The following is a 24,167-nucleotide window of genomic DNA, read 5'->3' as shown; positions in this document are numbered from 1 at the left end:
AACATCTCAGGAAGTGGTGGGTGATGACGGGATCGAACCGCCGACCCTCTGCTTGTAAGGCAGATGCTCTCCCGGCTGAGCTAATCACCCGTGTGCTTCGCTGAGGTGGCGAAATTTACGCAGGTATCGAACCTAAGTCAATAGCCTGATTGAAGTTTTTTTCACTGAGGTGAAAAAAACAGCTTCAAGCTTCAAGCTGCAAGCCACAAGAAAAAGCAAAATCAAAAGCACATTGCGGACATCTTGCCGCTACCGATAGATCATCTTCTTGGTCATGCCACCGTCGACCACAAATTCCTGGCCGGTGACGAAGCCGGCATTGCGCGACAGCAACCAGGCCACCATCGCCGCCACGTCTTCCACCGTCCCTACCCTGCCCGCCGGATGCTGGGCATGGTCGGCTTCGGTCAGGGGCTCGGCACGGCGCTGGGCGGGATCACGGGCATCGATCCAGCCGGGGCTTACCGCATTGACGCGAATCTCCGGGCCCAGGCTCATGGCCAGGGCATGGGTCAGGGCCAGCAGCCCGCCCTTGCTCGCGGCATAGGCCTCGGTGTCGGGTTCCGATTGCCCGGCGCGGGTCGACGCCAGGTTGACGATCGCCCCGCAATGGGCGCGCAGGTACGGCGCACAGTGCTTGGCCAGCAGCATCGGGCCACCGAGGTTGACCGCCAGCACCCGGTTCCAGTGCGCCAGGCTCAGGCTTTCGAGGGTGGTGTTGTGCGGGTCGGCAATCGCCGCGTTGCACACCAGGGCGTCGAGCCGGCCAAACTGGCCCAGCACTTGGGCCACGCCGGTCATCACCTGGGCTTCGTCGGCGACATCCATGCCGACGAACCAGGCGTTGTCGCCAAGCACCTTGGCGACTTTCGCGCCACGGGCACGGTCGAGGTCAGTGAGCACCACCTGCCAGCCTTCACTGATCAGCCAGGCGGCAATGCCCAGGCCAATGCCCCGCACCGCCCCGGTGACCAGGGCGACGCGGCCGTTATGGCTGCTGTCGCCCACCGACCAGTCGATCACAGCGCCGCCAGCCCGCGGGCCAGATCAGCCTTGAGGTCAGCGACGTCTTCCAGGCCCACGGCAACCCGGATCAGGCTGTCGCGAATGCCGGCAGCCTCACGCTCCTGCGGCGACAGACGGCCGTGGGAAGTGGTGCCCGGGTGGGTGATGGTGGTCTTGCTGTCACCCAGGTTGGCGGTGATCGAAATCAGCCGGGTGGCGTCGATGAAGCGCCAGGCGCCCTCTTTGCCGCCCTTGACCTCGAAGCTCACCACCGCGCCGAAGCCGCTCATCTGCTGCTTGGCCAGCTCATGCTGCGGATGGCTCTGCAGGCCCGCGTAATGGACCTTGTCGATGCCGTCCTGCTGCTCCAGCCATTCGGCCAGGGCCTGGGCGTTGGCGCAGTGGGCGCGCATGCGCAGGTTGAGGGTCTCCAGGCCCTTGAGGAAGATCCAGGCGTTGAACGGGCTCAGCGACGGCCCGGCGGTGCGCAGAAAGCCCACCACTTCCTTCATCTGCTCGCTGCGCCCGGCAACCACGCCGCCCATGCAACGACCCTGGCCGTCGATGAACTTGGTCGCCGAGTGCACGACAATGTCGGCGCCCAGCTTCAGCGGCTGCTGCAAGGCCGGGGTGCTGAAACAGTTGTCGACCACCAGTTGCGCGCCCTTGGCATGGGCGATCTCGGCCAGGGCGGCGATATCCACCAGCTCGGCCAAGGGGTTTGAGGGCGATTCGACGAACAGCAGCTTGGTGTTGGCCTTGATCGCCTGGTCCCAGGCGGCCAGATCGGGCAGCGGCACGTAGTCGACCTGCACGCCGAAGCGCTTGAAGTACTTCTCGAACAGGCTGATGGTCGAACCGAAGACGCTCTGCGAGACCAGCACATGGTCACCAGCGCTGCACAGGGCCATGACGGTCGAAAGGATCGCCGACATGCCGGTGGAGGTGGCCACCGCCTGCTCGGCGCCTTCGAGGGCGGCGATGCGCTCTTCGAACGCGCGTACGGTCGGGTTGGTGTAGCGTGAATAGACGTTGCCTGGAACCTCGCCGGCGAACCGCGCGGCGGCATCGGCCGCCGTGCGGAACACGTAGCTGGAGGTGAAGAACAGCGGGTCGCTGTGCTCACCTTCCGGCGTGCGATGCTGGCCGGCGCGTACCGCCAGCGTGTCGAAAGCGACCCCTTCGAGGTCGCTGTCCAGGCGCCCGGCATCCCATTCCTGTGTCATGCCGCTGCTCCTAACTTAGTTGTTGTAGAGGTCGATGATCGCGCTGACCGCCTGGTTCTTGACCTTGGAGGCGTCGTTGCGCGCCTGCTCGATCTTGTCCAGGTAGGCTTCGTCGATGTCGCCGGTGACGTACTTGCCGTCGAACACCGCGCAATCGAAATGCTCGATCTTGATCTTGCCACCGCCGACCGCTTCGATCAGGTCCGGCAGGTCCTGGTAGACCAGCCAGTCGGCGCCGATCAGTTCGGCGACATCCTGGGTGCTGCGGTTGTGCGCGATCAGCTCGTGGGCGCTCGGCATATCGATGCCGTAGACGTTAGGGAAGCGTACCGCCGGGGCGGCGGAGCAGAAGTAGACGTTTTTCGCGCCGGCTTCGCGGGCCATCTGGATGATCTGCTTGCAGGTGGTGCCGCGCACGATCGAGTCGTCCACCAGCATCACGTTCTTGCCGCGGAACTCCAGCTCGATGGCGTTGAGCTTCTGGCGTACCGATTTCTTGCGCGCGGCCTGGCCGGGCATGATGAAGGTACGGCCGATGTAGCGGTTCTTGACGAAGCCTTCGCGGAACTTGACGCCCAGGTGGTTGGCCAGTTCCAGCGCCGCGGTGCGGCTGGTGTCGGGAATCGGGATAACCACGTCGATGTCGTGGTCCGGACGCTCGCGCAGGATCTTCTCGGCCAGCTTCTCGCCCATGCGCAGGCGCGCCTTGTACACCGAGACGCCGTCGATGATCGAGTCAGGACGGGCCAGGTAGACGTGCTCGAAGATGCACGGCGACAGCTGCGGGTTGGTCGCGCACTGACGGGTGTGCAGCTTGCCCTCTTCAGTGATGTACACCGCTTCGCCCGGCGCCAGGTCACGGATCAGGGTGAAGCCCAGCACGTCCAGCGAAACGCTTTCGGAGGCGATCATGTACTCGACGCCTTCGTCGGTGTGACGCTGGCCGAAGACGATCGGACGGATGCCGTTGGGGTCACGGAAACCAACAATGCCGTAGCCGGTGATCATCGCCACCACCGCGTAACCGCCGACGCAACGGTTGTGCACGTCGGTGACTGCGGCGAACACGTCTTCTTCGGTCGGTTGCAGCTTGCCACGCACCGCCAGCTCATGGGCGAAGACGTTGAGCAGCACTTCCGAGTCGGAGTTGGTATTGACGTGGCGCAGGTCGGACTCGTAGATCTCCTTGGCCAACTGTTCGACGTTGGTCAGGTTGCCGTTGTGCGCCAGGGTGATGCCGTAGGGCGAGTTGACGTAGAACGGCTGGGCCTCGGCCGAGGTCGAGCTGCCCGCAGTCGGGTAGCGCACGTGGCCAATACCCATGTGACCGACCAGGCGCTGCATATGCCGCTGCTGGAAGACGTCACGGACCAGGCCGTTGTCCTTGCGCAGGAATAACCGGCCATCATGGCTGGTCACAATACCGGCAGCGTCCTGGCCGCGGTGCTGGAGGACGGTTAGCGCGTCATACAGCGCCTGATTGACGTTCGACTTACCGACGATACCGACGATGCCACACATGCGACGCAACCCCTACTTAATGAAACTGGACTGAACAGCGCTCAAGGCGTTTTGGGCCCAAGCAGCTGTTCCTGGAACGGGAGATCAGCCGGTGCGCTGATTCCGCTGGCTAGCCACTGACTGGTGAACCCCAGAATGAGGTTTTTCGACCAGTCAGCCACCAATAGAAATTGTGGCAGGAGGCGAGACTCCTGCCACCACTGATCCTGTTGTACCGGCCCCAGGCTCAACAGCCCGACGGCCACTACCACCAGCAAGGCCCCGCGGGCGGCGCCAAAGGCCATGCCCAGGAAGCGATCGGTCCCGGACAGCCCGGTGACGCGAATCAGCTCGCCGATGAGAAAATTGATCATGGCCCCCACCAGCAGGGTGGCGACGAAAAGAATGGCGCATCCGCCGATGACCCGGGCCGAAGGCGTCTGGATATAAGCTTCCAGGTACTGCGACAGCGAGCCACCGAACATCCAGGCCACGGCACCGGCGATGATCCAGGTAAGCAGCGACAAGGCCTCTTTGACAAAGCCGCGCTTGAGACTGATCAGCGAAGAAATGGCGATGATCGCGAGAATCGCCCAGTCGACCCAGGTAAATGCCACAGTGTTGCCTGCAAACGGATAAGGCGGCGCATTTTACCAGAGCAACGGGCTGTCGGTAAGCAGTGATTTACCGCCCGGTGCGGGCCGGGCGGCAAGGGTTCAGCTGCGCTCGGGCTGGAAGCGTACGACAAAGCCCTTGAGCTTCTGCTGGCGGTTGATCACATCACGCAGGCGCTCGGCCTCGGCGCGCTCGATCAACGGCCCGACATACACCCGGTTCATGCCTTCAGCCGAACGGATATAGGCGTTGTAGCCCTGGCTGCGCAGGGTTTTCTGCAGGTTGTCGGCACTGGCGCGATTGGACAGGCTGGCCATCTGGATCGACCAGCTGACCGGCAGGCCGTTGGCGTCGATCTTGCCCGCCGCCGGCTTGGCCGCGGTGGCGACCGTGGCTGCCGGTTTGACTTCCACCTTGGCTGGCGCCGGCGTGGCCGGTTTTGCGGCGACAGCCGGTGCAGCCGGCGCTGGCGTCGGCGCAGGCGTGGCACTTGGCGCCGGGGTAATCGGTGTGCTCGGCGCCTGCAGCGGTGCAGTGGACTGCTCGACGATCAGCGGTTCTTCAGGCAGTACCTGCGGTTCCGGGACTTGAACAGGTTCCACCTGCACTTGCGGCAGGGTCGGCGCGGCCGGTGCCTCGGGGGCTTCGACGCGCACCTGGCGCATTTCGTCTTCGCGGGAGAACAGCATCGGCAGGAAGATCACCGCCAGTGCCACCAGCACCAGCGCCCCGACCATGCGTTGCTTGACCACTTTATCCAGCAATGCCATTTGCCCCGTCCTCCGTGGCCTGCCGGTCGAGCCACTGCAAGGCTTCGCCGACACAGAAAAATGATCCGAACAGCAGGATTTCGTCATCTGCCGTTGCCTGCGCGCACTGCCCTTCCAGGGCAGCAGCGACACTGGCGTAAGACTGCACCACAGCGCCAAGGTTCGTCAGCGCCGCTTGCAGCTCGGCGACTGGCCGGCTGCGGGCGGTATCCAGCGGTGCCACGGCCCAGGCCTGAACCTGTTGCTGCAGCGGCTTGATCACACCCTCGAGGTCCTTGTCGGCGAGCAAACCGAACACCGCCAGGCGCTTGCCCTGCAGCGGCCGCGCGGCCAGGCGCTGAGCCAGGTACTCGGCAGCATGCGGGTTGTGCCCGACATCCATGAGGATAGTCAAAGGTTTGCCTTGCCAGGTGAAGGCCCGACGATCAAGGCGGCCGACCATGCGCGTGCTGCGCAGGGCCTCGGCGATTTGCCCGGCATCCCACGGCAGGTCGAGCAACAGATAGGCCTGCAGCGCAAGCGCGGCGTTTTCCATTGGCAGGTCGAGCAACGGCAAGTCCTGCAACTCGACCACCTCGCCGCGGGCATTGACCCCGCGCCATTGCCAGTACCGGTCGGTACTGGCCAGGTCGAAGTCGCGGCCGCGCAGGAACAGCGGGCTGTGCAGGGAACGGGCCTTGTCCAGCAACGGCTGTGGCGGATTGAGGTCGCCGCACAGGGCCGGCTTGCCCTCGCGGAAAATCCCGGCCTTCTCGAAAGCTACCAACTCGCGGGTATCACCCAGGTAGTCGCTATGGTCGACGCCGATGCTGGTGACCAGCGCCAGGTCGGCATCGACGATATTGACGGTATCCAGGCGCCCGCCCAGGCCGACTTCGAGCACCACGGCGTCCAGCGCCGCCTGCTTGAACAGCCAGAACGCCGCCAGGGTGCCGGCTTCGAAGTAGGTCAGGGAAATCTCGCCGCGGGCTGCCTCGACGGCAGCAAAGGCTTCGCACAGTTGCTCATCGCCAGCTTCAGCGCCGTTGATCTGCACCCGCTCGTTGTAACGCAGCAGGTGCGGCGAGCTGTAGACACCGACTTTGAGGCCCTGGGCGCGCAGCAACGCGGCCACGAAGGCACAGGTCGAACCCTTGCCATTGGTGCCGGTCACGGTGATTACCCGTGGCGCCGGCTGGCCCAGCCCGAGCCGCGCAGCGACCTGTTGCGAACGCTCCAGGCCCATGTCGATGGCCGTCGGATGCAACTGCTCGAGGTGGGCGAGCCAGTCGCCAAGGGTACGTTGGGTCATACGGTGGCAGGCGCCGGTGGAACGACGATCGGCTCGCTCACCGGAGCGACGAACGTCGGCGTCGGCAGGCCCATCATCTGTGCCAGCAAGTTGCCCAGGCGCTGACGCAGCTCCTGACGCGGGATGATCATGTCGATGGCGCCGTGCTCGAGGAGGAACTCGCTGCGCTGGAAGCCTTCTGGCAGCTTCTCGCGTACGGTCTGCTCGATCACGCGCGGGCCGGCGAAGCCGATCAGCGCCTTGGGCTCACCGACGATCACGTCGCCGAGCATCGCCAGGCTGGCGGAAACGCCGCCGTAGACCGGGTCGGTCAGTACCGAGATGAACGGGATGCCTTCCTCGCGCAGGCGCGCCAGTACCGCGGAGGTCTTGGCCATCTGCATCAGCGAGATCAGCGCTTCCTGCATGCGCGCACCACCGGAGGCCGAGAAGCAGACCATCGGGCAGCGGTTTTCCAGGGCATAGTTGGCCGCGCGGACGAAGCGCTCACCAACGATGGCGCCCATGGAACCACCCATGAAGGAGAATTCGAAGGCGCTGACCACGATCGGCATGCCCAGCAGGGTACCGCTCATGGAGATCAGCGCGTCTTTCTCGCCGGTCTGCTTCTGGGCGGCAGTCAGGCGGTCCTTGTACTTCTTGCCATCGCGGAATTTCAGGCGGTCGACCGGCTCCAGGTCGGCACCCAGCTCGGCGCGGCCTTCGGCATCGAGGAAGATGTCGATGCGTGCGCGAGCGCCAATACGCATGTGATGGTTGCACTTAGGGCAGACATCCAGGGTCTTTTCCAGCTCCGGACGATACAGCACGGCCTCGCAGGACGGGCACTTGTGCCACAGGCCTTCAGGGACCGAACTCTTCTTCACCTCGGAACGCATGATCGAAGGGATCAGTTTGTCTACTAACCAGTTGCTCATGCTTTCTTTCTCCAGTAACGGCGACCGGCAGGTTATGGCTGCCAGCTCGCGCGTATGCCCTTGAGCTCAATTCGTGTATGACGCGATGATGGTCCGGCTCCGGCACCCGCCTGCAGCGAGCCACCCCGATACCGCACCATCGTCAACCTGTAAGGGCGACGCCTGTGGCGTCACCCGGTAATTTCGACCGGCCCATGGGCGCGATCCGGCAGCACCGGGCTGCGAAAGCTATGGACGATGGCGCGCGGCCAGCCGTCACATCCGCAGCATGCCGCGATTTCACGCCTGCTTGACCGCGCGGATAAAAGCCTCGATCCGCGCCGGGTCCTTGATGCCCTTGGCCTGCTCCACTCCCCCGCTGACGTCCACCGCGTAAGGTCGCACCTGCTGGATGGCTTGCGCCACGTTATCAGGCGACAGGCCGCCGGCGAGGATGATCGGCTTGCTCAGGTGCGCAGGCACCAGCGACCAGTCGAAGGCCTCGCCGGTACCGCCTGGCACGCCTGCCACGTAGGTATCGAGAAGAATGCCGCTGGCACCGCTGTACAGCTTGCAGCTGGCCTCCAGGTCGTCGCCCGGGCGCACCCGCAACGCCTTGATCCATGGGCGGTTGTGACCTGCGCATTCGGCAGGGGTTTCATCGCCATGGAACTGCAGCAGGTCCAGTGGCACCGCCTCGAGGATTTCCGTCAGCTCGCAACGGCTGGCATTGACGAACAGGCCTACGGTGGTGACGAACGGCGGCAGTGCGGCGATGATCGCCCGCGCCTGCCGCACATCGACCGCCCGCGGGCTTTTGGCATAGAACACCAGGCCGATGGCATCGGCGCCCGCCTCGGCTGCGGCCAGCGCATCCTCGATGCGGGTAATGCCGCAGATTTTGCTGCGAACGGCGCTCATGACCTGTGAACCTCAGCAGAAAGCGGAAAGTCCCGGATGTTAGCAAATGGCTTGCGGGCCGTCAGCCCGTCAATGTCTCGTAGCCGGTAACGAAGTGTGGGCCAATGTAACGTTCGGGCAGTTCGAACTCGTCGTGGTACTCGACCTGCACCAGGTACAGCCCGTACGGATGCGCGGTAACCCCGCCGGCGCGCCGCTCGCGACTCTCCAGCACTTCTTTGGCCCACTCGATCGGACGATCGCCGGTGCCGATGGTCATCAGCACGCCGGCGATGTTGCGCACCATGTGGTGAAGGAAGGCGCTGGCGCGGATATCCAGGACGATCATCTTGCCGTGGCGGGTGACGCGCAGGTGATGGAGGTTCTTAATCGGCGACTTGGCCTGGCACTGACCAGCGCGGAAGGCGCTGAAGTCGTGGGTGCCGACCAGGTACTCGGCAGCCAGGGCCATGCGTTCGGCATCCAGCGGCCGGTGGTTCCAGGTCACCTCTTCGCCCAGGTGCGCCGGGCGGATCTGGTCGTTGTAGATCACGTAGCGGTAACGCCGGGCAATGGCCTTGAAGCGTGCATGGAAGTGCGCGGGCATTTCCTTGGCCCAGGACACGCTGATGTCATGCGGCAGGTTGATATTGGCGCCCATGGTCCAGCCCTTCATGCTGCGTACCGCCTGGGTGTCGAAATGCACCACCTGGCCGCAGGCATGCACGCCAGCATCGGTGCGCCCGGCACAGTGCAGGCTGACCGGCGAATCGGCCACCCGCGACAAGGCTTCCTCCAGGGTTTGCTGCACGCTCGCCACACCACTGGCCTGGCGCTGCCAGCCGCGGTAGCGCGAGCCTTTGTATTCAACGCCCAGGGCGATACGAAAGAAGCCTTCGGCCGCCATTTCAGCAGCCGCGTTATCAATGATTTCCAAGGGGATACAGCCTGTCGGTTTAGCAGATGGCGGGAATTATAACGACAACGGCAGCCACTGGGGCTGCCGTCGGCCATGCAAGAACTGAACTCAGACCAGGCGCGAGAGCAACTCGTCGGCTTCCTGGCGCTGGACATCGCTGCCGTCCTTGCGCACTTCGTCGAGGATATCGCGGGCGCCGTCATGGTCGCCCATGTCGATATAGGCCCGGGCCAGGTCGAGCTTGGTGGCCACTTCGTCGGCGCCGCCGAGGTAATCGAAGTCATCGTCCAGATCGTCGCTGACAGCGGCGTCCGCTTCGGTGAAGTGCGGCTCGATCGACGGCTGCTCAAGGCTTTGCGACAGTTTGTCGAGTTCGGCGTTGACGTCATCGAGCTCCGAGGCAAAGTGTTTGTCGGCCTCCGAGTCGTCCAGCGACAGCGACAGGTCGAAGTCTTCCGGCAGGTCCAGCTCGCTCAGCGGGTCGAACTCCGGCATGGCTTCGTCAAAGGCAGCCAGCTCGGCGGCGACGTCGACGCTTTCGCTGCTGGGCTGTGGCACAGGCTCGTCACCCGCAACGTCGAGGTCGAAATCGGCCAGGTCGTCCAGGGCCTGTTCAGGCTGTGCCAGATGCTCTTCCAGCAGGGCATCGAAGTCCGGCTGATCGGTGCCGGTTTCGCTCGCGGCTTCTGCGGCTTGCGGCTCTACAACGGCCAGCGAAGGCTCGTCGAGCAGTGGCGGCTCGTCCAGCTCCAGGCCTTGCAGGTCATCTTCCAGGCTCAGGTCGAAGGCACTGTCCAGGTCGTCTTCAGGCAAAGCCTCAAGGTCAGCCAGCGGCTCTTCTACCACCGCTTCAGGCTCAACGACCGGCTCAGCCTCGAGCACAGGCTCGACTTCAGCGACTGGCTCGGCAGACGGCTCGTCCTGCAGCAGCTCCTGGACGTACTGGGCATCCAGCTCAGCCGCCAGCGCCGCAGCACTGACGCCTGCCGCAGCGACGGCCAGCATGGCCGGAAAGCGGTTCTTCAGGGCTTCGACGTCGGCATGGTTCTGGCCGGTGGCAATCAGCTGACGCTCGTGGCCGACAAAGGCATCACGGTCGCCCTGGCGGGCATAGACTTCCATCAGTTTCAGACGCAGGTCGCTACGCTCCGGCGCTGCGGCAACCGCAGGCTCGAGCAGCTCTGCAGCGTGATTGAGGCGGCCACGGGCAATGCTCAGCTCCGCTTCGTCGAGCACGGCGTCGCCGGTCGGTGCTGCTGGGCTAGCCGCCGGAGCGACCAGTGGCGCAGCAATCGGGCCTTGCACCGGCTCGCTTGGTGCAGGCTCCGGAGTTACCGGCGCCGGTTCTTCAGCAGGCAATGCGGCAGCTGTCGCGGCAGCGGCAGACGCGGCGACCACCGCCGGCGCCAGGGTCACGCTCGGCGGCGCCACGTCCAGGCCTTCAAAGCTGCTTGGCGGCAGGTCCAGGTCCGGAGCGCGATCACTCTCTTCGGCCAGGGCCCGGGCCATGCGCAGGTGTTTTTCCGCTTCCTGGGCGGCCTTGCGCTTGCGTGCCAGCAACAGCAGCAGAAGCAACAGCACCAACACCGCAGAGCCGGCGATCAGCGCCAGCAACAACGGGTTGCCGAGCAGATCGTCGAGCATCTTGTTCGCGTCGGTCGGTGCCTGTTCGGCGGCCGCAGGCTGCGCCGGGTCAACCGGTGCGGTATCGACCGCGGCCGGGGCTGGCGTGACCACAGGCTCGGCCGGTGCCGGGGCCGGCTGCAGTTCGGCGGAGAGGGCCGGTGGCTGGGCCGCGGGGGCTTCAGGGGCGACAGCGTCGGTGGCGCCCTGGGCTTCAAGCTTGGCCAACTGGTCGTTCTTCAGCGCGATCAGGCGCTGCAGCTTGTCCAGCTGGCTCTGCAGATCGGCCATGCGGCCTTTGAGCTCTTCGTTGTCACGACGGCTGGTGTCCAGGCTTTCCTGGGCCACGGCCAGCTTGTCGCTGAGCCCTTTGCTGCCCGCAGCGGCCTTGCTGCCGGGTGCGACCAGCTTGAGGTTGTCCTGGTTGGCGATGCGCGCCGGCGCCGCCTCGGTGCCGCTGCGTCGGGTGGCGTCGAGCTGGCGGGCACGCGGGCCCAGACGCCGGCCTTCGCGCCAGGCAGCGTACTGCTCGGCAACCTCGGTGACGGCCTGGGCCTGGGGAATACTGGCGATCTGCTGTTGATCAGGCAGACGCAGGACCTGGCCGGTTTTCAGCAGGTTGATGTTGCCGTTGATGAAGGCATCCGGGTTCAGCGCCTGGATGGCCAGCATGGTCTGCTGCACCGAGCCACCCTGACGGGCTTTCGAGGCGATTTCCCACAGGGTATCGCGACGCACGGTGGTGTAGTTGGCCGCCGTCACCGCAGGCGCAACGCCCGCCGGCGCCGGTTGCCCGGCCGGGGTGTTGAACTTGGCCGGATCGACCAGCACGCTGTAGTCGCGCAGCAGGCGCCCGCTCGGCCACATGACCTGAACCAGGAACTTGACCATCGGCGCCGGCAGCGGCTGGCTCGAAGTCACCCGCAACACGCTTTTGCCGTTGGGGTTGATCACCGTGGTGAAGGTCAGGTCATTGAGAAACGCCTGGCGCTCGACACCGGCCTTGGCGAACTCTTCGGGCGGCGCCAGGCTCGGCGCCACTTCGGCCGCCGTCAGATCGCGGACATCGAGCAGTTCGATCTCGGCATCCAGGGGCTGATTCTGCGCTGACTTCAAGGTCAGCTCGCCCAACCCGAGGGCATGCGCCATACCGGACGACAGCGCCGACGCCGCGGCTATTGCTAAGACCAGTTTGCGAATTCGAAGCATGACCTCTTCCTTTGAATGAACCTTCCCCGGCAACCGAGAGCAAGTGGGGCAAATTGTCGGCAAGTATCTTTTACACAAGGCCTTTTATCAACAATTGCGCCAGCTGTACCGCATTCAGGGCCGCGCCTTTGCGCACATTGTCGGTGGTCAGCCAGAGGTTGAGCTGCTCAGCCTCGTCGATTCCACCGCGTACCCGTCCAACATAGACCACGTCCTGACCCACTGCGTCACCCACCGGTGTCGGATAATCACCCTCCTCCACCAGTTCGATGCTGTCAGCGGCTTCCAGCGCAGCGTTGACCGCCGCCAGGTCGACCGGCGTGCGGCTTTGCACGGACACACTGTAGCTATCGCCGAAAAACACCGGGACTTGAACGCAGGTCACGGAAATCTTCAGTGAAGGCAAGCCAAGCACTTCGCGCAACTCGCTGACCAGGCGGCGCTCCAGGGTGCCATGGCCGTCGGCATCGCTGGCACCGACCTGAGCCAGCAGGTTGAAGGCCATCTGCCGGTCGAAGAAGCGCGGCTCCAGCGGGCGGGCGTTGAGCAGTTCGGCGGTCTGCCGGGCCAGCTCGTTGACCGCCTCGCGGCCCTGGGCGGAAACCGCCAGGCACGCGGTGACGTTGATGCGCTCAAGTTCCAGCAAGCCTTTGAGCGGCGCCAGGGTGACCGCCAGGGCAATCGCCGCGGCGCTCGGGTTGCTCACTTGCAGCGGCGCCTCGAGGCTGTCGAGCACTGCCGGGTTGGCTTCCGGTACCACCGCTGGCGCCTGCTCGGCCGGCAGGCCGCCGGACAGGTCGATCACCGCACAACCGACTGCCTGGGCCCGCGGCGCGAAGCTGCGGGTCACCGCAGGGCCGGCGGCAAAGAAAGCCAGCTTGACCTTGCTGAAGTCGAAGCTGTCGACTTCGCGCACGCGCAGGCTCTTGCTGCGAAACATCACGCCGCTGCCCGCCGATTCGTTGCTGGCCAGCAGGTGCAGGGTGCCGACCGGGAAATCGCATTCATCCAGAATTTGTACAAGGGTCTCACCGACAGTACCGGTGGCACCGATGACGGCGATATCAATAGGCTGGCTCATGGAAAAATCCTCTGCTGGAACGGCGGGAGCGGCACTTTACTTGGATTTCGCCTTGCAGTCTTGTGCCTGCTGCTACTGGCGCTGCTTATGCAGCCCATCGCTGGCAAGCCAGCTCCCACAGGGTTCGGTTTGTACAGACCCTTGTGGGAGCTGGCTTGCCAGCGATGCTTTGAGGGCCAACAAAAAAGCCCGTGCTGTTTCCAGCACGGGCTTCAGTTCAACGCTGCCTGGCGATCAACGCTCCAGCAGGATCCGCAGCATGCGCCGCAGCGGCTCGGCCGCGCCCCACAGCAGCTGGTCACCGACGGTGAAGGCGCCCAGGTACTGGGAACCCATGTTCAGCTTGCGCAGACGACCGACCGGGATGTTCAGAGTACCGGTGACGTTGGTCGGGCTCAGCTCCTGCATGCTGATTTCACGCTGGTTCGGCACCAGTTTCACCCAAGGGTTGTGCTGGCTGATCATGCCTTCGATGTCGGCGATCGGCACGTCCTTGTTCAGCTTGATGGTCAGCGCCTGGCTGTGGCAACGCATGGCGCCGATGCGCACGCAGATGCCGTCGACCGGGATCGGGCTCTTGAAGCGGCCGAGGATCTTGTTGGTCTCGGCCTGGGCCTTCCACTCTTCACGGCTCTGGCCGTTGGGCAGTTCCTTGTCGATCCACGGGATCAGGCTACCGGCCAGCGGCACGCCGAAGTTCTCGGTCGGGTAGGCTTCGCTGCGCATGGCCTCGGCGACCTTGCGGTCGATGTCGAGGATGGCGCTGGCCGGGTTGGCCAGATCATCGGCGACGGCGGCGTGGGTGGCGCCCATCTGGCGGATCAGCTCACGCATGTTCTGCGCGCCGGCGCCGGAGGCGGCCTGGTAGGTCATGGCGCTCATCCACTCGACCAGACCGGCTTCGAACAGGCCGCCCAGGCCCATCAGCATCAGGCTGACGGTGCAGTTGCCGCCGATGTAGTTCTTGGTACCGGCGTCGAGCTGCTGGTCGATGACCTTGCGGTTGACCGGGTCGAGGACAATGACCGCGTCATCCTGCATGCGCAGGCTGGAGGCGGCGTCGATCCAGTAGCCCTGCCAGCCGGCTTCGCGCAGCTTGGGGAATACTTCGTTGGTGTAGTCGCCGCCCTGACAGGTCAGGATCACATCGAGGGTCTTGAGCTCTTCAATGCTGTAAGCGTCCTTGAGCGGAGCAATATCCTTGCCCACTGCCGGACCCTGGCCACCGACGTTGGAGGTGGTGAAGAACACCGGCTCGATCAGATCAAAATCCTGCTCTTCCAGCATCCGCTGCATGAGCACGGAACCGACCATACCGCGCCAACCGATCAGACCTACACGTTTCATCGCAACTACACCTTTGCTAAAAAGTGGGCCGCTGCTTCACAAGGAAAAACAGCAGCGGGCCCGAGAGATTACAGATTCCGCAGCGCTGCGACTACTGCGTCGCCCATTTCCTGCGTACCTACCTTGCTGCAACCGTGCGACCAGATGTCGCCGGTGCGCAGCCCCTGATCCAACACCAGGCTGACGGCCTTTTCAATGGCTTCGGCTGCCGCCTGCTGGTTGAAGCTGTAACGCAGCATCATCGACACTGAAAGTATGGTCGCCAGCGGGTTGGCAATGCCCTGGCCGGCGATGTCCGGTGCCGAGCCGTGGCAAGGCTCGTACATGCCCTTGTTGTCGGCATCCAGCGACGCTGATGGCAGCATGCCAATGGAGCCGGTGAGCATGGAAGCTTCATCCGACAGGATGTCGCCGAACATGTTGTCGGTGACCATCACGTCGAACTGCTTGGGCGCACGCACCAGTTGCATGGCGGCGTTGTCGACGTACATGTGGCTGAGCTCGACGTCCGGGTAATCCTTGGCCACTTCCTCGACGATCTCGCGCCACAGCTGGCTGGAGGCCAGGACGTTGGCCTTGTCGACCGAGCAGAGCTTCTTGCCGCGCACGCGGGCCATGTCGAAACCGACCCGGGCGATACGGCGGATTTCGCTCTCGCTGTATGGCAAGGTGTCGTAGGCCTGACGTTCGCCGCCTGCCAGCTCACGGGTGCCGCGTGGCGCGCCGAAGTAGATGCCGCCGGTCAGTTCGCGAACGATGAGGATATCCAGGCCGGCGACGATTTCCGGTTTCAGCGACGAAGCGTCGGCCAGTTGAGGGTAGAGGATCGCCGGGCGCAGGTTGGCGAACAGGCCCAGTTGCGAACGGATCTTCAGCAGGCCGCGCTCGGGGCGAATGTCGCGCTCGATCTTGTCCCATTTCGGCCCGCCAACGGCGCCGAGCAGCACGGCGTCGGCCTTGCGTGCACGTTCCAGGGTCTCGTCGGCCAGCGGCACGCCGTGCTTGTCGATGGCGGCGCCACCGATCACATCGTGCTCCAGGCTGAAGCCGAGCTGGAACTTGTCGTTGGCCAGCTCCAGAACCTTGACCGCCTCGGCCATGATTTCCGGACCAATGCCATCACCTGGAAGAATCAGAATCTGCTTGCTCATGCTTTCCTCTATTCAATTCAAGCGGCACGCCCTGTTGGCCTGCCGGAAAAAACCTAGCGTTCGGCCCAGAGCACCACGACATCGGTGCTGAACGAGCCGTCGGCTTCAATCTGGTAATACTGCCGTACTTCTTCGCCCATCGCCTGCTGCAATTGGCGGATGGCGCCGCGCATCACTTCGGGGGTGCGCATGCGCTCGACCCAGGAGCTGTACTCCAGGCGCAGGCGCTGGCGGCTGTGGCTGCGGGTGAAGAGGCCGGCTTCGCTGACCTGCTGCAGCCATTCGCTGGCCGAATAATCGCGCACATGGCTGGTGTCGCGCAGCACCTCGACGCTCTGCAGGTAGGTGTCGAGCAACGGGCTGCCCGGCGACATCACGTCGATGAAGGCCGCCACACCACCCGGCTTGAGCACCCGCTTCACTTCCCGAAGCGCCAGGCCCAGGTCGCTCCAGTGGTGCGCCGAGTAGCGGCTGAAGACGAAATCGAACGAAGCATCGGCGAACGGCAGCCGCTCGGCGGCGCCACGCTCGGTGACAATGTTCTCGAACCCGCGCTCGGCGGCAGCCGCGGCGACCACGTCGAGCATCTGCTGCGACAGGTCGTAGGCCACCACTTCACGCACCAGCGGGGCAACGTGGAAACTCACATGGCCGGCGCCACAGCCAAGGTCCAGCAGGCGTGCGCGGCCTTGCCCGGCAAGTTCGGCCTGCAACAAGGCAAATTCACTGCCCTGGGCATGCACGGCGCTGCTCAGGTAAGCGCTGGCCTGCTCGCCGAACTGGCGCTGGACGACGTCCTTATGGGTGGTGCTGGTCATCTGCATCTCCTTGGGCCTTATCGCTGGCAAGCCAGCTCCCACACAGGCTGAGCACCTGTGGGAGCCGGTCTTGCCGGCGATGGCGTCAGCCGGTTCACCGTATTAGTCAGACGTCACGAAATAACCAAGGCTGGCTAGCCCGATGCTTGGCTTCAAACGCGGCAATCGCCTCGCCATCCTGCAAAGTCAGGCCGATGTCATCCAGGCCGTTGAGCAGGCAGTGCTTGCGAAACGCGTCGATCTCGAAGCTCAGCACCTTGCCGTCAGGACGGGTCACGGTCTGCGCCTGCAAGTCCACGTTCAACTGGTAGCCAGGCTCGGCTTCGACCTGCTTGAACAGCTCATCGACCTCTTGCTCGCTGAGGATGATCGGCAACAAGCCGTTCTTGAAGCTGTTGTTGAAGAAGATGTCGGCATAGCTCGGCGCGATGATGCTGCGAAAGCCGTATTCTTCCAGGGCCCAGGGCGCATGCTCGCGGCTCGAACCGCAACCGAAGTTCTCACGGGCGAGCAATACACTGGCACCCTGGTAACGCGCATGGTTCAAGACAAAATCCGGGTTCTGCGGGCGCTTGCTGTTGTCCTGATACGGCTGGCCGACATCCAGGTAGCGCCACTCATCGAACAGGTTGGGGCCAAAGCCCGTGCGCTTGATCGACTTCAAAAACTGCTTGGGAATGATCTGGTCGGTGTCGACGTTGGCACGGTCCAATGGCGCGACAAGGCCGGTGTGCTGGGTAAAGGCTTTCATGCTGCGCTCCCTTGGATCAACTCGCGTACATCGACAAAACGACCAGTAACGGCAGCGGCGGCGGCCATGGCCGGGCTCACCAGGTGGGTACGGCCACCGGCGCCCTGACGCCCTTCAAAGTTGCGGTTGGAGGTGGAGGCGCAATGCTCGCCACTCTCCAGGCGGTCGGGGTTCATCGCCAGGCACATCGAGCAACCCGGTTCACGCCACTCAAAGCCCGCTTCGAGGAAAATCTTGTCCAGGCCTTCTTTTTCGGCCTGGGCTTTGACCAGACCCGAGCCCGGCACCACGATCGCCTGTTTAATGGTCGCGGCAACCTTGCGGCCCTTGGCGATTTCGGCGGCGGCGCGCAGGTCTTCGATGCGCGAGTTGGTGCAGGAGCCGATGAACACCCGGTCAAGCTGGATGTCGGTGATCGCCTGGTTGGCGCTCAAGCCCATGTACTTCAAGGCGCGTTCGATGGAACCACGCTTGACCAGGTCGGCTTCGGCAGCCGGGTCCGGGACACGCTGGTCAACCGCCAGGACCATTTCCGGCGAAGTGCCCCAGCTGACCTGCGGCTTGATCTGCGCGGCGTCCAGCTCGATCACCGTGTCGAACACCGCATCGGCATCGGACACCAGGTCTTTCCAGGTTTCGACCGCTTGTGCCCACTGCTCGCCTTTCGGCGCGTAAGGGCGGCCCTTGACGTACTCGACGGTTTTTTCATCGGTGGCCACCAGGCCAACCCGGGCACCGGCTTCGATGGACATGTTGCAGATGGTCATGCGGCCTTCGACCGACAACTCGCGAATGGCGCTGCCAGCGAATTCCATGGCATGGCCGTTGCCGCCAGCGGTGCCGATCTTGCCGATCACGGCGAGGACGATGTCCTTGGCAGTGACGCCGAACGGCAGTTTGCCTTCGACGCGCACCAGCATGTTCTTCATCTTCTTGGCCACCAGGCACTGGGTAGCGAGCACGTGCTCTACCTCGGAGGTGCCGATACCGTGGGCCAGGGCGCCGAAGGCACCGTGGGTCGAGGTATGCGAGTCGCCGCAGACCACGGTCATGCCGGGCAAGGTCGCACCCTGCTCCGGGCCGATGACGTGGACGATGCCCTGACGCACGTCATTCATCTTGAATTCGACGATGCCATACTCGTCGCAGTTTTCATCGAGGGTCTGAACCTGCAAACGCGAGACCTGGTCGACAATGGCGTCGATACCGCCCTTGCGCTCCGGAGTGGTCGGCACGTTGTGATCAGGCGTGGCGATGTTGGCATCGATGCGCCAGGGTTTGCGATTGGCCAGGCGCAGGCCTTCGAAGGCCTGCGGCGACGTCACTTCGTGGATGATGTGACGGTCGATGTAGATCAGCGCCGAACCATCGTCGCGCTGCTTGACCAAATGCGAATCCCAGAGCTTGTCGTAAAGCGTTTTGCCGGCCATCAGACTGTTCCTCATCAGCGTCTTTCTATGCCAATAACCCCTTGGCTTGTACGGGCGATGCTATGCCGGTAGATTGAATAACTCAAATTCATAATTTTTATGCTTTGGATAACCAAAAGGAATTCGAGTAGTGGATCTGGCCAATCTCAATGCCTTTATTGCAATCGCCGAGACCGGCAGCTTTTCCGGGGCTGGCGAACGCCTGCACCTGACCCAACCTGCAATCAGCAAACGCATCGCCGGCCTTGAGCAGCAACTGGATGTGCGTCTGTTCGACCGCCTGGGCCGCGAGGTCAACCTGACCGAGGCCGGACGCGCCCTGCTGCCGCGTGCCTACCAGATCCTCAATGTACTGGACGACACCCGCCGGGCCCTGACCAACCTCACCGGTGAAGTCAGCGGGCGCCTGACCCTGGCCACCAGTCATCACATCGGCCTGCACCGCCTGCCGCCACTATTAAGGGCGTTTACCCGCCAGTACCCGGCCGTGGCCCTGGACATCCAGTTTCTCGATTCAGAAGTAGCCTACGAAGAAATCCTCCATGGCCGAGCGGAAATCGCCGTAATCACTCTGGCTCCGGAGCCGCATCATCTGGTGCGCGCCATACCGGTGTGGGACGACCCCCTGGATTTCGTCGCCGCCCCCGAACACCCACTGGCGCGCAAAGGCGCGGTGAGCCTGGCCGACATTGCCCACCATCCGGCGGTTTTTCCCGGCGGTAACACCTTCACACATCATATTGTTCAGCGCCTGTTCGAAGCCCAGGGCCTGACGCCGAACATCGCCATGAGCACCAACTATCTGGAAACCATCAAGATGATGGTCTCTATCGGCCTGGCATGGAGCGTGCTGCCACGTACTATGCTCGATGAGCAGGTTGCGCCCATCGACTTGCCGGGCATACAGCTGTCGCGCCAGCTAGGCTACATTCTGCACACCGAACGAACGCTGTCGAATGCCGCCAGGGCCTTTATGGCATTGCTCGACAGCCATGCAAGCCCCTTGAACCAATGAGGTAGCACCCGGGCAAACCTGCCCGCTCAAGGACGCGTTATCTGCCAAAGGTCTGGTATCGATGCCCAAATCAGTAAACCGTTTTCCGCGCATGCCCCGAATCCATGCAGCGGACCCCCAGGAGTCGGAGCAAACCTGGGAAAACGCCCCGCAACTGCTGGCGGCGCTCAACGGTGCGCGCTTGGGCGCCTGGTTCTGGGATGTCGAGACCGGGCAGATCAGCTGGTCGCGCGGTACCCAGGCACTGTTTGGCTTTGATCCGCACCAGCCGTTGCCCAATGACCTGGACTACCTCGAACTGGTACCCATCGAAGACCGCCCCCGCGCCCTGCAAGCGTTTCACGCAGTGATAAACGGCGAGCCGGTCGAACAGGCCCTACGCCATCGCATCCGCTGGCCCGACGGCAGCCTGCACTGGCTGGAAATCAACGGCAGCATGACCCAGGACCGCAACGGCCGGCGACAGATGGTCGGGGTGATCCGCGAGATCACCCGCCAGCGCGAACGGGAAGCGGCGCTGATCAACTCGGAAAAGCGCTTTGCCACCCTCTTCCACCTGAGCCCCAACGTCATCCTGCTGACCCGCCGCGCCGACGGCATGATCTATGAGGTCAACCAGCACTTCGAGAACATCCTTGGCTGGCCCGGCCACCAGATCATCAACAAGAGCACCCTGGAGCTGGGCCTGTGGGTCCATCCGCAGCAACGTAACCAGGTGCTGGCGGCGACCAGCGGCACCAGCGGCCCGGTGACCCTCGAAGTGCAGTTTCGCGGCAGCAGCGGCGAAATTCACGACGGCATCCTCTGTACCCAGAACATCGAACTGGAAGGCACCGCCTACCTGCTCAGCACCTTCGTCGACACCAGCGAGCGCAAACACGCCGAACAGGCGCTCAAGGACAGCCAGGAACGCCTGGACCTGGCCCTGGACTCAGCGCAGCTGGGCACCTGGGACTGGCACATCCCCAGCGGCATGCTTTACGGCTCGGCGCGTGCGGCCGAGTTGCACGGCCTTGAGCCAGCACCCTTTCACGAATCCTTCGAGGCGTTTTTCGAAGGCGTGCCGGAAATGGAACGCAGCACTATGCGCCAGGCCTATCGCAGCCTGCGCGAAGGCCCGGCCGGCAACTACCAGATCACCTACCGCATCCAGCTCGAAGACGGTACCTCGCGCTACATCGAAAGCCGCGCGCGGCTGTACCGCGACGAACAGGGCAACCCGCTGCGCATGGCCGGCACCCTGCTGGACATCACCGAACAGGTCGAGCGTGAACAACGCCTGACCAGCTCCGAAGAAAAGTTCGCCAGCCTGTTCCAGGCCAGCCCCGACCCGATCTGCGTGACCCGCCAGGACAGCGGCCAGTTCATCGAGATCAACCCGGCCTTTACCCAGGTGTTTGGCTGGAGCGCCGAGCAGGTGCTGGGCAACACCGCCGAAGAGATCGGCCTGTGGGCCGAGTCCGCCGAACGCGCCCGGCGCATTGAACGGGTGATCCGCGACCAGGCGCTGAACAACGTCGCCGTGGTGGTCAACCACAAGGACGGCCAGCCACTGACCTGCGTGATATCCAGTCGCCTGATCAAGGTCGACGACCACCCCTGCAGCGTCACCACCCTGCGCGACATCACCCAGCAGCAGCGTGCCGAAGCGGCGCTCAAGGCCAGCGAAGAGAAATTCGCCAAGGCGTTCCATTCCAGCCCTGACGCCATCACCATCACCGAGCGCGACAGCGGCCGCTACCTGGAAGTCAACGACGGCTTCTGCCGCCTGACCGGCTACAGCGCCGCCGAAGTGATCGGCCAGACCGTGCACGACATTGGCATCTGGGCCGACGACAAACAGCGCGCGGCGCTGCTCAGCGAGTTCCAGGAAAAAGGCCGCGTGCATCACCGGGAAATGCTCGGGCGCAACAAGCGCGGCGACATCCTGACCGTCGAGGTGTCGATCGAGCCAATTAACCTCAATGAAACCGAGTGCCTGCTGCTCACTGCCCGCGATGTCAGCCAGTTGAAGAACGCGCAGGCGCAGATCCGCCACCTGGCCTACCACGACCCGCTGACCAACCTGCCCAACCGCGCCCTGCTGATGGACCGCCTGAGTCAGCAGATCGCCCTGCTCAAGCGCCATAACCTGCGTGGCGCCCTGCTGTTTCTCGACCTCGATCACTTCAAGCACATCAACGACTCCCTCGGCCATCCAGTCGGGGACACGGTGCTGAAGATCATCACCGCGCGCCTGGAAGCCAGCGTACGCCTGGAAGACACCGTCGCGCGCCTGGGTGGTGACGAGTTCGTGGTGCTGCTCAGCGGCCTGGAAGGCAGCCGCGAGGAAGTCACGGAGAAAGTCCGCGAACTGGCCGATACCCTTCGCGAACTGCTGGCCGAGCCCATGTCTCTCGACGGCCAGCGCCTGCAGGTGACGCCGAGCATCGGCGTGGCGCTGATCCCCGACCACGGCTCGACCCCGGCCGACTTGCTCAAACGTGCGGATATCGCCCTGTATCGGGCCAAGGATTCCGGGCGCAACACCACGCAAATGTTCCACACCACCATGCAAAAGGCCGCCAGCGAGCGTTTGCGCATGGAAAACGACCTGCGCCTGGCCCTGGCCCGCGGCGAACTCGCCCTGCACTTCCAGCCCCAGGTCGACGCCCGCGACAACCGCATCGTCGGTGCCGAAGTGCTGTTGCGCTGGCACCACCCGCAACTGGGCCAGCAGCCGCCGGCGCAGTTCATCCAGGTGCTGGAAGAAAGCGGGCTGATACTGGAAGTTGGCAGCTGGATCCTCGACGAAGCCTGCGATGCCTGTGCCGGCATGCTGCGCGACGGCCTGATCGACCCGGACGACTTCAGCCTGTGCGTGAACATCAGCCCACGGCAGTTCCGCCAGAACGACTTCGTCGAACGGGTGATGCGCAGCCTCGACGACTTCCGCCTGCCGCACAAGATCCTCAAGCTGGAAATCACCGAAGGCATCGTCATCCAGAACCTGGAAGACACCATCAGCAAAATGCGCGAGCTCAAGGCCTATGGCGTGAGCTTTGCCATGGATGATTTTGGTACCGGGTACTCCTCGCTGACCTACCTCAAACGCCTGCCGGTGGATGCCCTGAAGATCGACCAATCATTCGTCCGCGATGCCCCGATAGACCCCAACGACGCCGAAATCGTCCGCGCCATCGTCGCCATGGCCCGCAGCCTGGACCTGACGGTGATCGCCGAAGGGGTGGAGTTGTCGGAGCAGCTGGAGTTTCTTGAACGACTGGGGTGCTATTTGTACCAGGGGTACCTGCATAGCCGGCCGTTGCCGCTGGGGGAGTTTCGGGCAATGTTGCTTGAGGCGCCGGCGGGCTACTGAAGCAAACCAAGGAGCGCGATGGCGTCCTGCCGGGCAAATCGCATCGCGGATCAAGCCAGCACAGGTTCAGAGTACACCGACCTACTGTGGGAGCAACTGTCTTGATCAGGCTGTTTGCTCTCGCCAAGGGGTATTGTCCCGCAGCATTGCATTCAGCCTGACGATCAGCACCCGTATGCAAGCTACGAGTGCCACCTTGGCGCACTTGCCACGTGCCCGAAGTGCTTCGTAGCGTGCTTTAAATTCTGTGTTGTGACGGATGATGATCCAGCTCGACATGTACAGCACTCGCCTTACATGGGCCCGACCACCCCATATCTGGCGGTGCCCTCGATGGCTACCACTATCGTTGTTGTAAGGCGCTACGCCCACCAGAGCAGCGATCTGACGGCGGTCCAACTGCCCCAGTTCAGGCAGTGAGGCGAGCAGATTTGCGGCGGTTACTCGACCGATTCCGGTCACTGCCAATAACTGACGCGCCCTGGTATCGTCCAGTTGCACCATCGCCTGATCAATTTCTTCGTCGAGGCGTTTGATCAGCACTTTCAGGTGTTCTATGTGCTCATCAAAGTGGGCCATCGCCATTGCCGAGCGGCATTGCAGGCGACGCCGTTTGTAGTCATCACGGCTCTGCACAAATTGGGCGCGCTGCTTCACCAACTCGCGCAGCTCTTCGCGTTCCGGGCTGACCGGTTGGCCTTGAGGGGCGCTGAGGTGTGCAGCGAAGTCCGCAAGGACTTCGGCGTCGATCTTGTCGGTTTTGGCTTTTTTACCCATGGCATCGGCGAATTTTCGGGCACGGGCTGGGTTGATGCAGATGGTTTCCAGTCCTGCTGAGGCCAGGGCGATCAACACATCTTTCTCGTAGCCGCCTGTCGCTTCGATCAGCACTCGACTGATATTGAAGTCCTTCAGACGCTCAAGCAACGCCTCGAAGCCTGCGGAGTTGTTGGCCACTTCGAAGCGAATTTTCTGAGGCTTGATGCAGATTTCCAAAGTGGCTTTGGCAGTGTCGATTCCAACAGAAGACAACATGGCTGAACCCTCTTACACTCAGTTGTGAGAGCGCTCTGGCTTGGCCCACGCTTGTGATTCGAGAGGCGCTCAATCAACTGTTCGGGCTCGGGCCAGAGTGGAGAGGTGAATGGCAGCTTTGCTCCCACACGTGCTTTAAGCACTACCGGCGTACAGCTTGCCATTCACCGCTCTCACTTCTGATTCTATTCCTACCTCAAGACACAAGCCGGCCTTGCCGGCGATGG

The 24,167-nt window shown here is 63.4% G+C and carries 19 protein-coding genes and 1 tRNA gene; 2 read left to right on the top strand and 18 right to left on the bottom strand.

The window, feature by feature from the left end; translation table 11 throughout:
* Window positions 1-14: 14 nt before the first annotated feature.
* From CCOS864_RS08945 to leuC, 17 genes are all read right to left on the bottom strand, one after another.
* Window positions 15-90: transfer RNA gene (locus CCOS864_RS08945), tRNA-Val, on the bottom strand.
* A gap of 159 nt (window positions 91-249) precedes the next feature.
* On the bottom strand, window positions 250-1,008 hold the full coding sequence (locus tag CCOS864_RS08940) for an SDR family oxidoreductase (RefSeq protein ID WP_208644369.1): 759 nt from the start codon (window positions 1,006-1,008) through the stop codon (window positions 250-252).
* Between the two features lie 11 nt (window positions 1,009-1,019).
* Window positions 1,020-2,231: an O-succinylhomoserine sulfhydrylase gene (locus tag CCOS864_RS08935; RefSeq protein ID WP_115085992.1), complete on the bottom strand. Its 1,212-nt coding sequence runs from the start codon at window positions 2,229-2,231 to the stop codon at window positions 1,020-1,022.
* 15 nt (window positions 2,232-2,246) lie between these two features.
* Window positions 2,247-3,752 carry an amidophosphoribosyltransferase gene (gene purF / locus CCOS864_RS08930; RefSeq protein ID WP_115085991.1) on the bottom strand — a complete coding sequence of 502 codons (1,506 nt, stop codon included), beginning with the start codon at window positions 3,750-3,752 and terminating at the stop codon, window positions 2,247-2,249.
* 41 nt (window positions 3,753-3,793) lie between these two features.
* Window positions 3,794-4,348: a CvpA family protein gene (locus CCOS864_RS08925; RefSeq protein WP_036996463.1), complete on the bottom strand. Its 555-nt coding sequence runs from the start codon at window positions 4,346-4,348 to the stop codon at window positions 3,794-3,796.
* Window positions 4,349-4,447: 99 nt separating this feature from the next.
* Window positions 4,448-5,116 (bottom strand): SPOR domain-containing protein, encoded by a 669-nt coding sequence (locus tag CCOS864_RS08920; protein ID WP_115085990.1) that lies wholly within the window; start codon window positions 5,114-5,116, stop codon window positions 4,448-4,450.
* A complete protein-coding gene (gene folC, locus CCOS864_RS08915; protein WP_115085989.1) occupies window positions 5,100-6,407 on the bottom strand; it encodes a bifunctional tetrahydrofolate synthase/dihydrofolate synthase in 1,308 nt (435 codons plus the stop codon). The genes CCOS864_RS08920 and folC overlap by 17 nt, the downstream gene beginning before the upstream one ends.
* Window positions 6,404-7,324 (bottom strand): acetyl-CoA carboxylase, carboxyltransferase subunit beta, encoded by a 921-nt coding sequence (gene accD, locus CCOS864_RS08910; RefSeq protein WP_115085988.1) that lies wholly within the window; start codon window positions 7,322-7,324, stop codon window positions 6,404-6,406. The genes folC and accD overlap by 4 nt, the downstream gene beginning before the upstream one ends.
* A gap of 279 nt (window positions 7,325-7,603) precedes the next feature.
* Window positions 7,604-8,224, bottom strand: coding sequence for a phosphoribosylanthranilate isomerase (locus CCOS864_RS08905; protein ID WP_115085987.1), 621 nt, complete (start codon window positions 8,222-8,224; stop codon window positions 7,604-7,606).
* Between the two features lie 61 nt (window positions 8,225-8,285).
* Complete coding sequence (gene truA / locus CCOS864_RS08900) at window positions 8,286-9,110, bottom strand: tRNA pseudouridine(38-40) synthase TruA (protein ID WP_166675668.1); 825 nt, start codon at window positions 9,108-9,110, stop codon at window positions 8,286-8,288.
* A gap of 120 nt (window positions 9,111-9,230) precedes the next feature.
* Window positions 9,231-11,954, bottom strand: coding sequence for a FimV/HubP family polar landmark protein (locus CCOS864_RS08895; RefSeq protein WP_115085985.1), 2,724 nt, complete (start codon window positions 11,952-11,954; stop codon window positions 9,231-9,233).
* 70 nt (window positions 11,955-12,024) lie between these two features.
* Entirely contained in the window at window positions 12,025-13,035 is a 1,011-nt protein-coding gene (locus tag CCOS864_RS08890) for an aspartate-semialdehyde dehydrogenase (protein ID WP_115085984.1), read from the bottom strand.
* Between the two features lie 234 nt (window positions 13,036-13,269).
* Window positions 13,270-14,382 carry an aspartate-semialdehyde dehydrogenase gene (gene asd, locus CCOS864_RS08885; RefSeq protein WP_010223256.1) on the bottom strand — a complete coding sequence of 371 codons (1,113 nt, stop codon included), beginning with the start codon at window positions 14,380-14,382 and terminating at the stop codon, window positions 13,270-13,272.
* 68 nt (window positions 14,383-14,450) lie between these two features.
* Complete coding sequence (leuB, locus tag CCOS864_RS08880) at window positions 14,451-15,533, bottom strand: 3-isopropylmalate dehydrogenase (RefSeq protein WP_115085983.1); 1,083 nt, start codon at window positions 15,531-15,533, stop codon at window positions 14,451-14,453.
* Window positions 15,534-15,586: 53 nt separating this feature from the next.
* Complete coding sequence (locus CCOS864_RS08875; RefSeq protein WP_115085982.1) at window positions 15,587-16,351, bottom strand: class I SAM-dependent methyltransferase; 765 nt, start codon at window positions 16,349-16,351, stop codon at window positions 15,587-15,589.
* Between the two features lie 106 nt (window positions 16,352-16,457).
* Window positions 16,458-17,102, bottom strand: coding sequence for a 3-isopropylmalate dehydratase small subunit (gene leuD / locus CCOS864_RS08870; RefSeq protein ID WP_115085981.1), 645 nt, complete (start codon window positions 17,100-17,102; stop codon window positions 16,458-16,460).
* Window positions 17,099-18,532, bottom strand: a complete 1,434-nt coding sequence (gene leuC / locus CCOS864_RS08865) for a 3-isopropylmalate dehydratase large subunit (protein ID WP_115085980.1) — start codon at window positions 18,530-18,532, stop codon at window positions 17,099-17,101. The genes leuD and leuC overlap by 4 nt, the downstream gene beginning before the upstream one ends.
* Before the next feature lie 130 nt (window positions 18,533-18,662).
* Between leuC and CCOS864_RS08860 the strand changes: the two genes are divergently transcribed.
* Both CCOS864_RS08860 and CCOS864_RS08855 read left to right on the top strand, forming a co-directional pair.
* Complete coding sequence (locus tag CCOS864_RS08860; protein WP_115085979.1) at window positions 18,663-19,547, top strand: LysR family transcriptional regulator; 885 nt, start codon at window positions 18,663-18,665, stop codon at window positions 19,545-19,547.
* A gap of 61 nt (window positions 19,548-19,608) precedes the next feature.
* Window positions 19,609-22,905, top strand: coding sequence for a sensor domain-containing protein (locus CCOS864_RS08855; protein WP_115085978.1), 3,297 nt, complete (start codon window positions 19,609-19,611; stop codon window positions 22,903-22,905).
* Window positions 22,906-23,010: 105 nt separating this feature from the next.
* On the opposite strand, the gene CCOS864_RS08850 is transcribed toward CCOS864_RS08855, so the two are convergent.
* Window positions 23,011-23,940 carry an IS110 family RNA-guided transposase gene (locus tag CCOS864_RS08850; protein ID WP_115085977.1) on the bottom strand — a complete coding sequence of 310 codons (930 nt, stop codon included), beginning with the start codon at window positions 23,938-23,940 and terminating at the stop codon, window positions 23,011-23,013.
* Window positions 23,941-24,167 lie beyond the last annotated feature (227 nt).

This window comes from Pseudomonas wadenswilerensis (assembly GCF_900497695.1).
Taxonomy (GTDB): Bacteria; Pseudomonadota; Gammaproteobacteria; order Pseudomonadales; family Pseudomonadaceae; genus Aquipseudomonas; species Aquipseudomonas wadenswilerensis.
This window is presented reverse-complemented; position numbering and strand designations above follow the sequence as displayed.

Coding starts and splice junctions, on each gene's coding strand:
- CCOS864_RS08935 (WP_115085992.1), bottom strand. CDS start 2,231: ATGACACAGGAATGGGATGCCGGGCGCCTGGACAGCGACCTCGAAGGG.
- purF (WP_115085991.1), bottom strand. CDS start 3,752: ATGTGTGGCATCGTCGGTATCGTCGGTAAGTCGAACGTCAATCAGGCG.
- CCOS864_RS08920 (WP_115085990.1), bottom strand. CDS start 5,116: ATGGCATTGCTGGATAAAGTGGTCAAGCAACGCATGGTCGGGGCGCTG.
- folC (WP_115085989.1), bottom strand. CDS start 6,407: ATGACCCAACGTACCCTTGGCGACTGGCTCGCCCACCTCGAGCAGTTG.
- accD (WP_115085988.1), bottom strand. CDS start 7,324: ATGAGCAACTGGTTAGTAGACAAACTGATCCCTTCGATCATGCGTTCC.
- CCOS864_RS08905 (WP_115085987.1), bottom strand. CDS start 8,224: ATGAGCGCCGTTCGCAGCAAAATCTGCGGCATTACCCGCATCGAGGAT.
- truA (WP_166675668.1), bottom strand. CDS start 9,110: ATGGCGGCCGAAGGCTTCTTTCGTATCGCCCTGGGCGTTGAATACAAA.
- CCOS864_RS08895 (WP_115085985.1), bottom strand. CDS start 11,954: ATGCTTCGAATTCGCAAACTGGTCTTAGCAATAGCCGCGGCGTCGGCG.
- CCOS864_RS08890 (WP_115085984.1), bottom strand. CDS start 13,035: ATGAGCCAGCCTATTGATATCGCCGTCATCGGTGCCACCGGTACTGTC.
- asd (WP_010223256.1), bottom strand. CDS start 14,382: ATGAAACGTGTAGGTCTGATCGGTTGGCGCGGTATGGTCGGTTCCGTG.
- leuB (WP_115085983.1), bottom strand. CDS start 15,533: ATGAGCAAGCAGATTCTGATTCTTCCAGGTGATGGCATTGGTCCGGAA.
- CCOS864_RS08875 (WP_115085982.1), bottom strand. CDS start 16,351: ATGACCAGCACCACCCATAAGGACGTCGTCCAGCGCCAGTTCGGCGAG.
- leuD (WP_115085981.1), bottom strand. CDS start 17,102: ATGAAAGCCTTTACCCAGCACACCGGCCTTGTCGCGCCATTGGACCGT.
- leuC (WP_115085980.1), bottom strand. CDS start 18,532: ATGGCCGGCAAAACGCTTTACGACAAGCTCTGGGATTCGCATTTGGTC.
- CCOS864_RS08855 (WP_115085978.1), top strand. CDS start 19,609: ATGCCCAAATCAGTAAACCGTTTTCCGCGCATGCCCCGAATCCATGCA.
- CCOS864_RS08850 (WP_115085977.1), bottom strand. CDS start 23,940: ATGTTGTCTTCTGTTGGAATCGACACTGCCAAAGCCACTTTGGAAATC.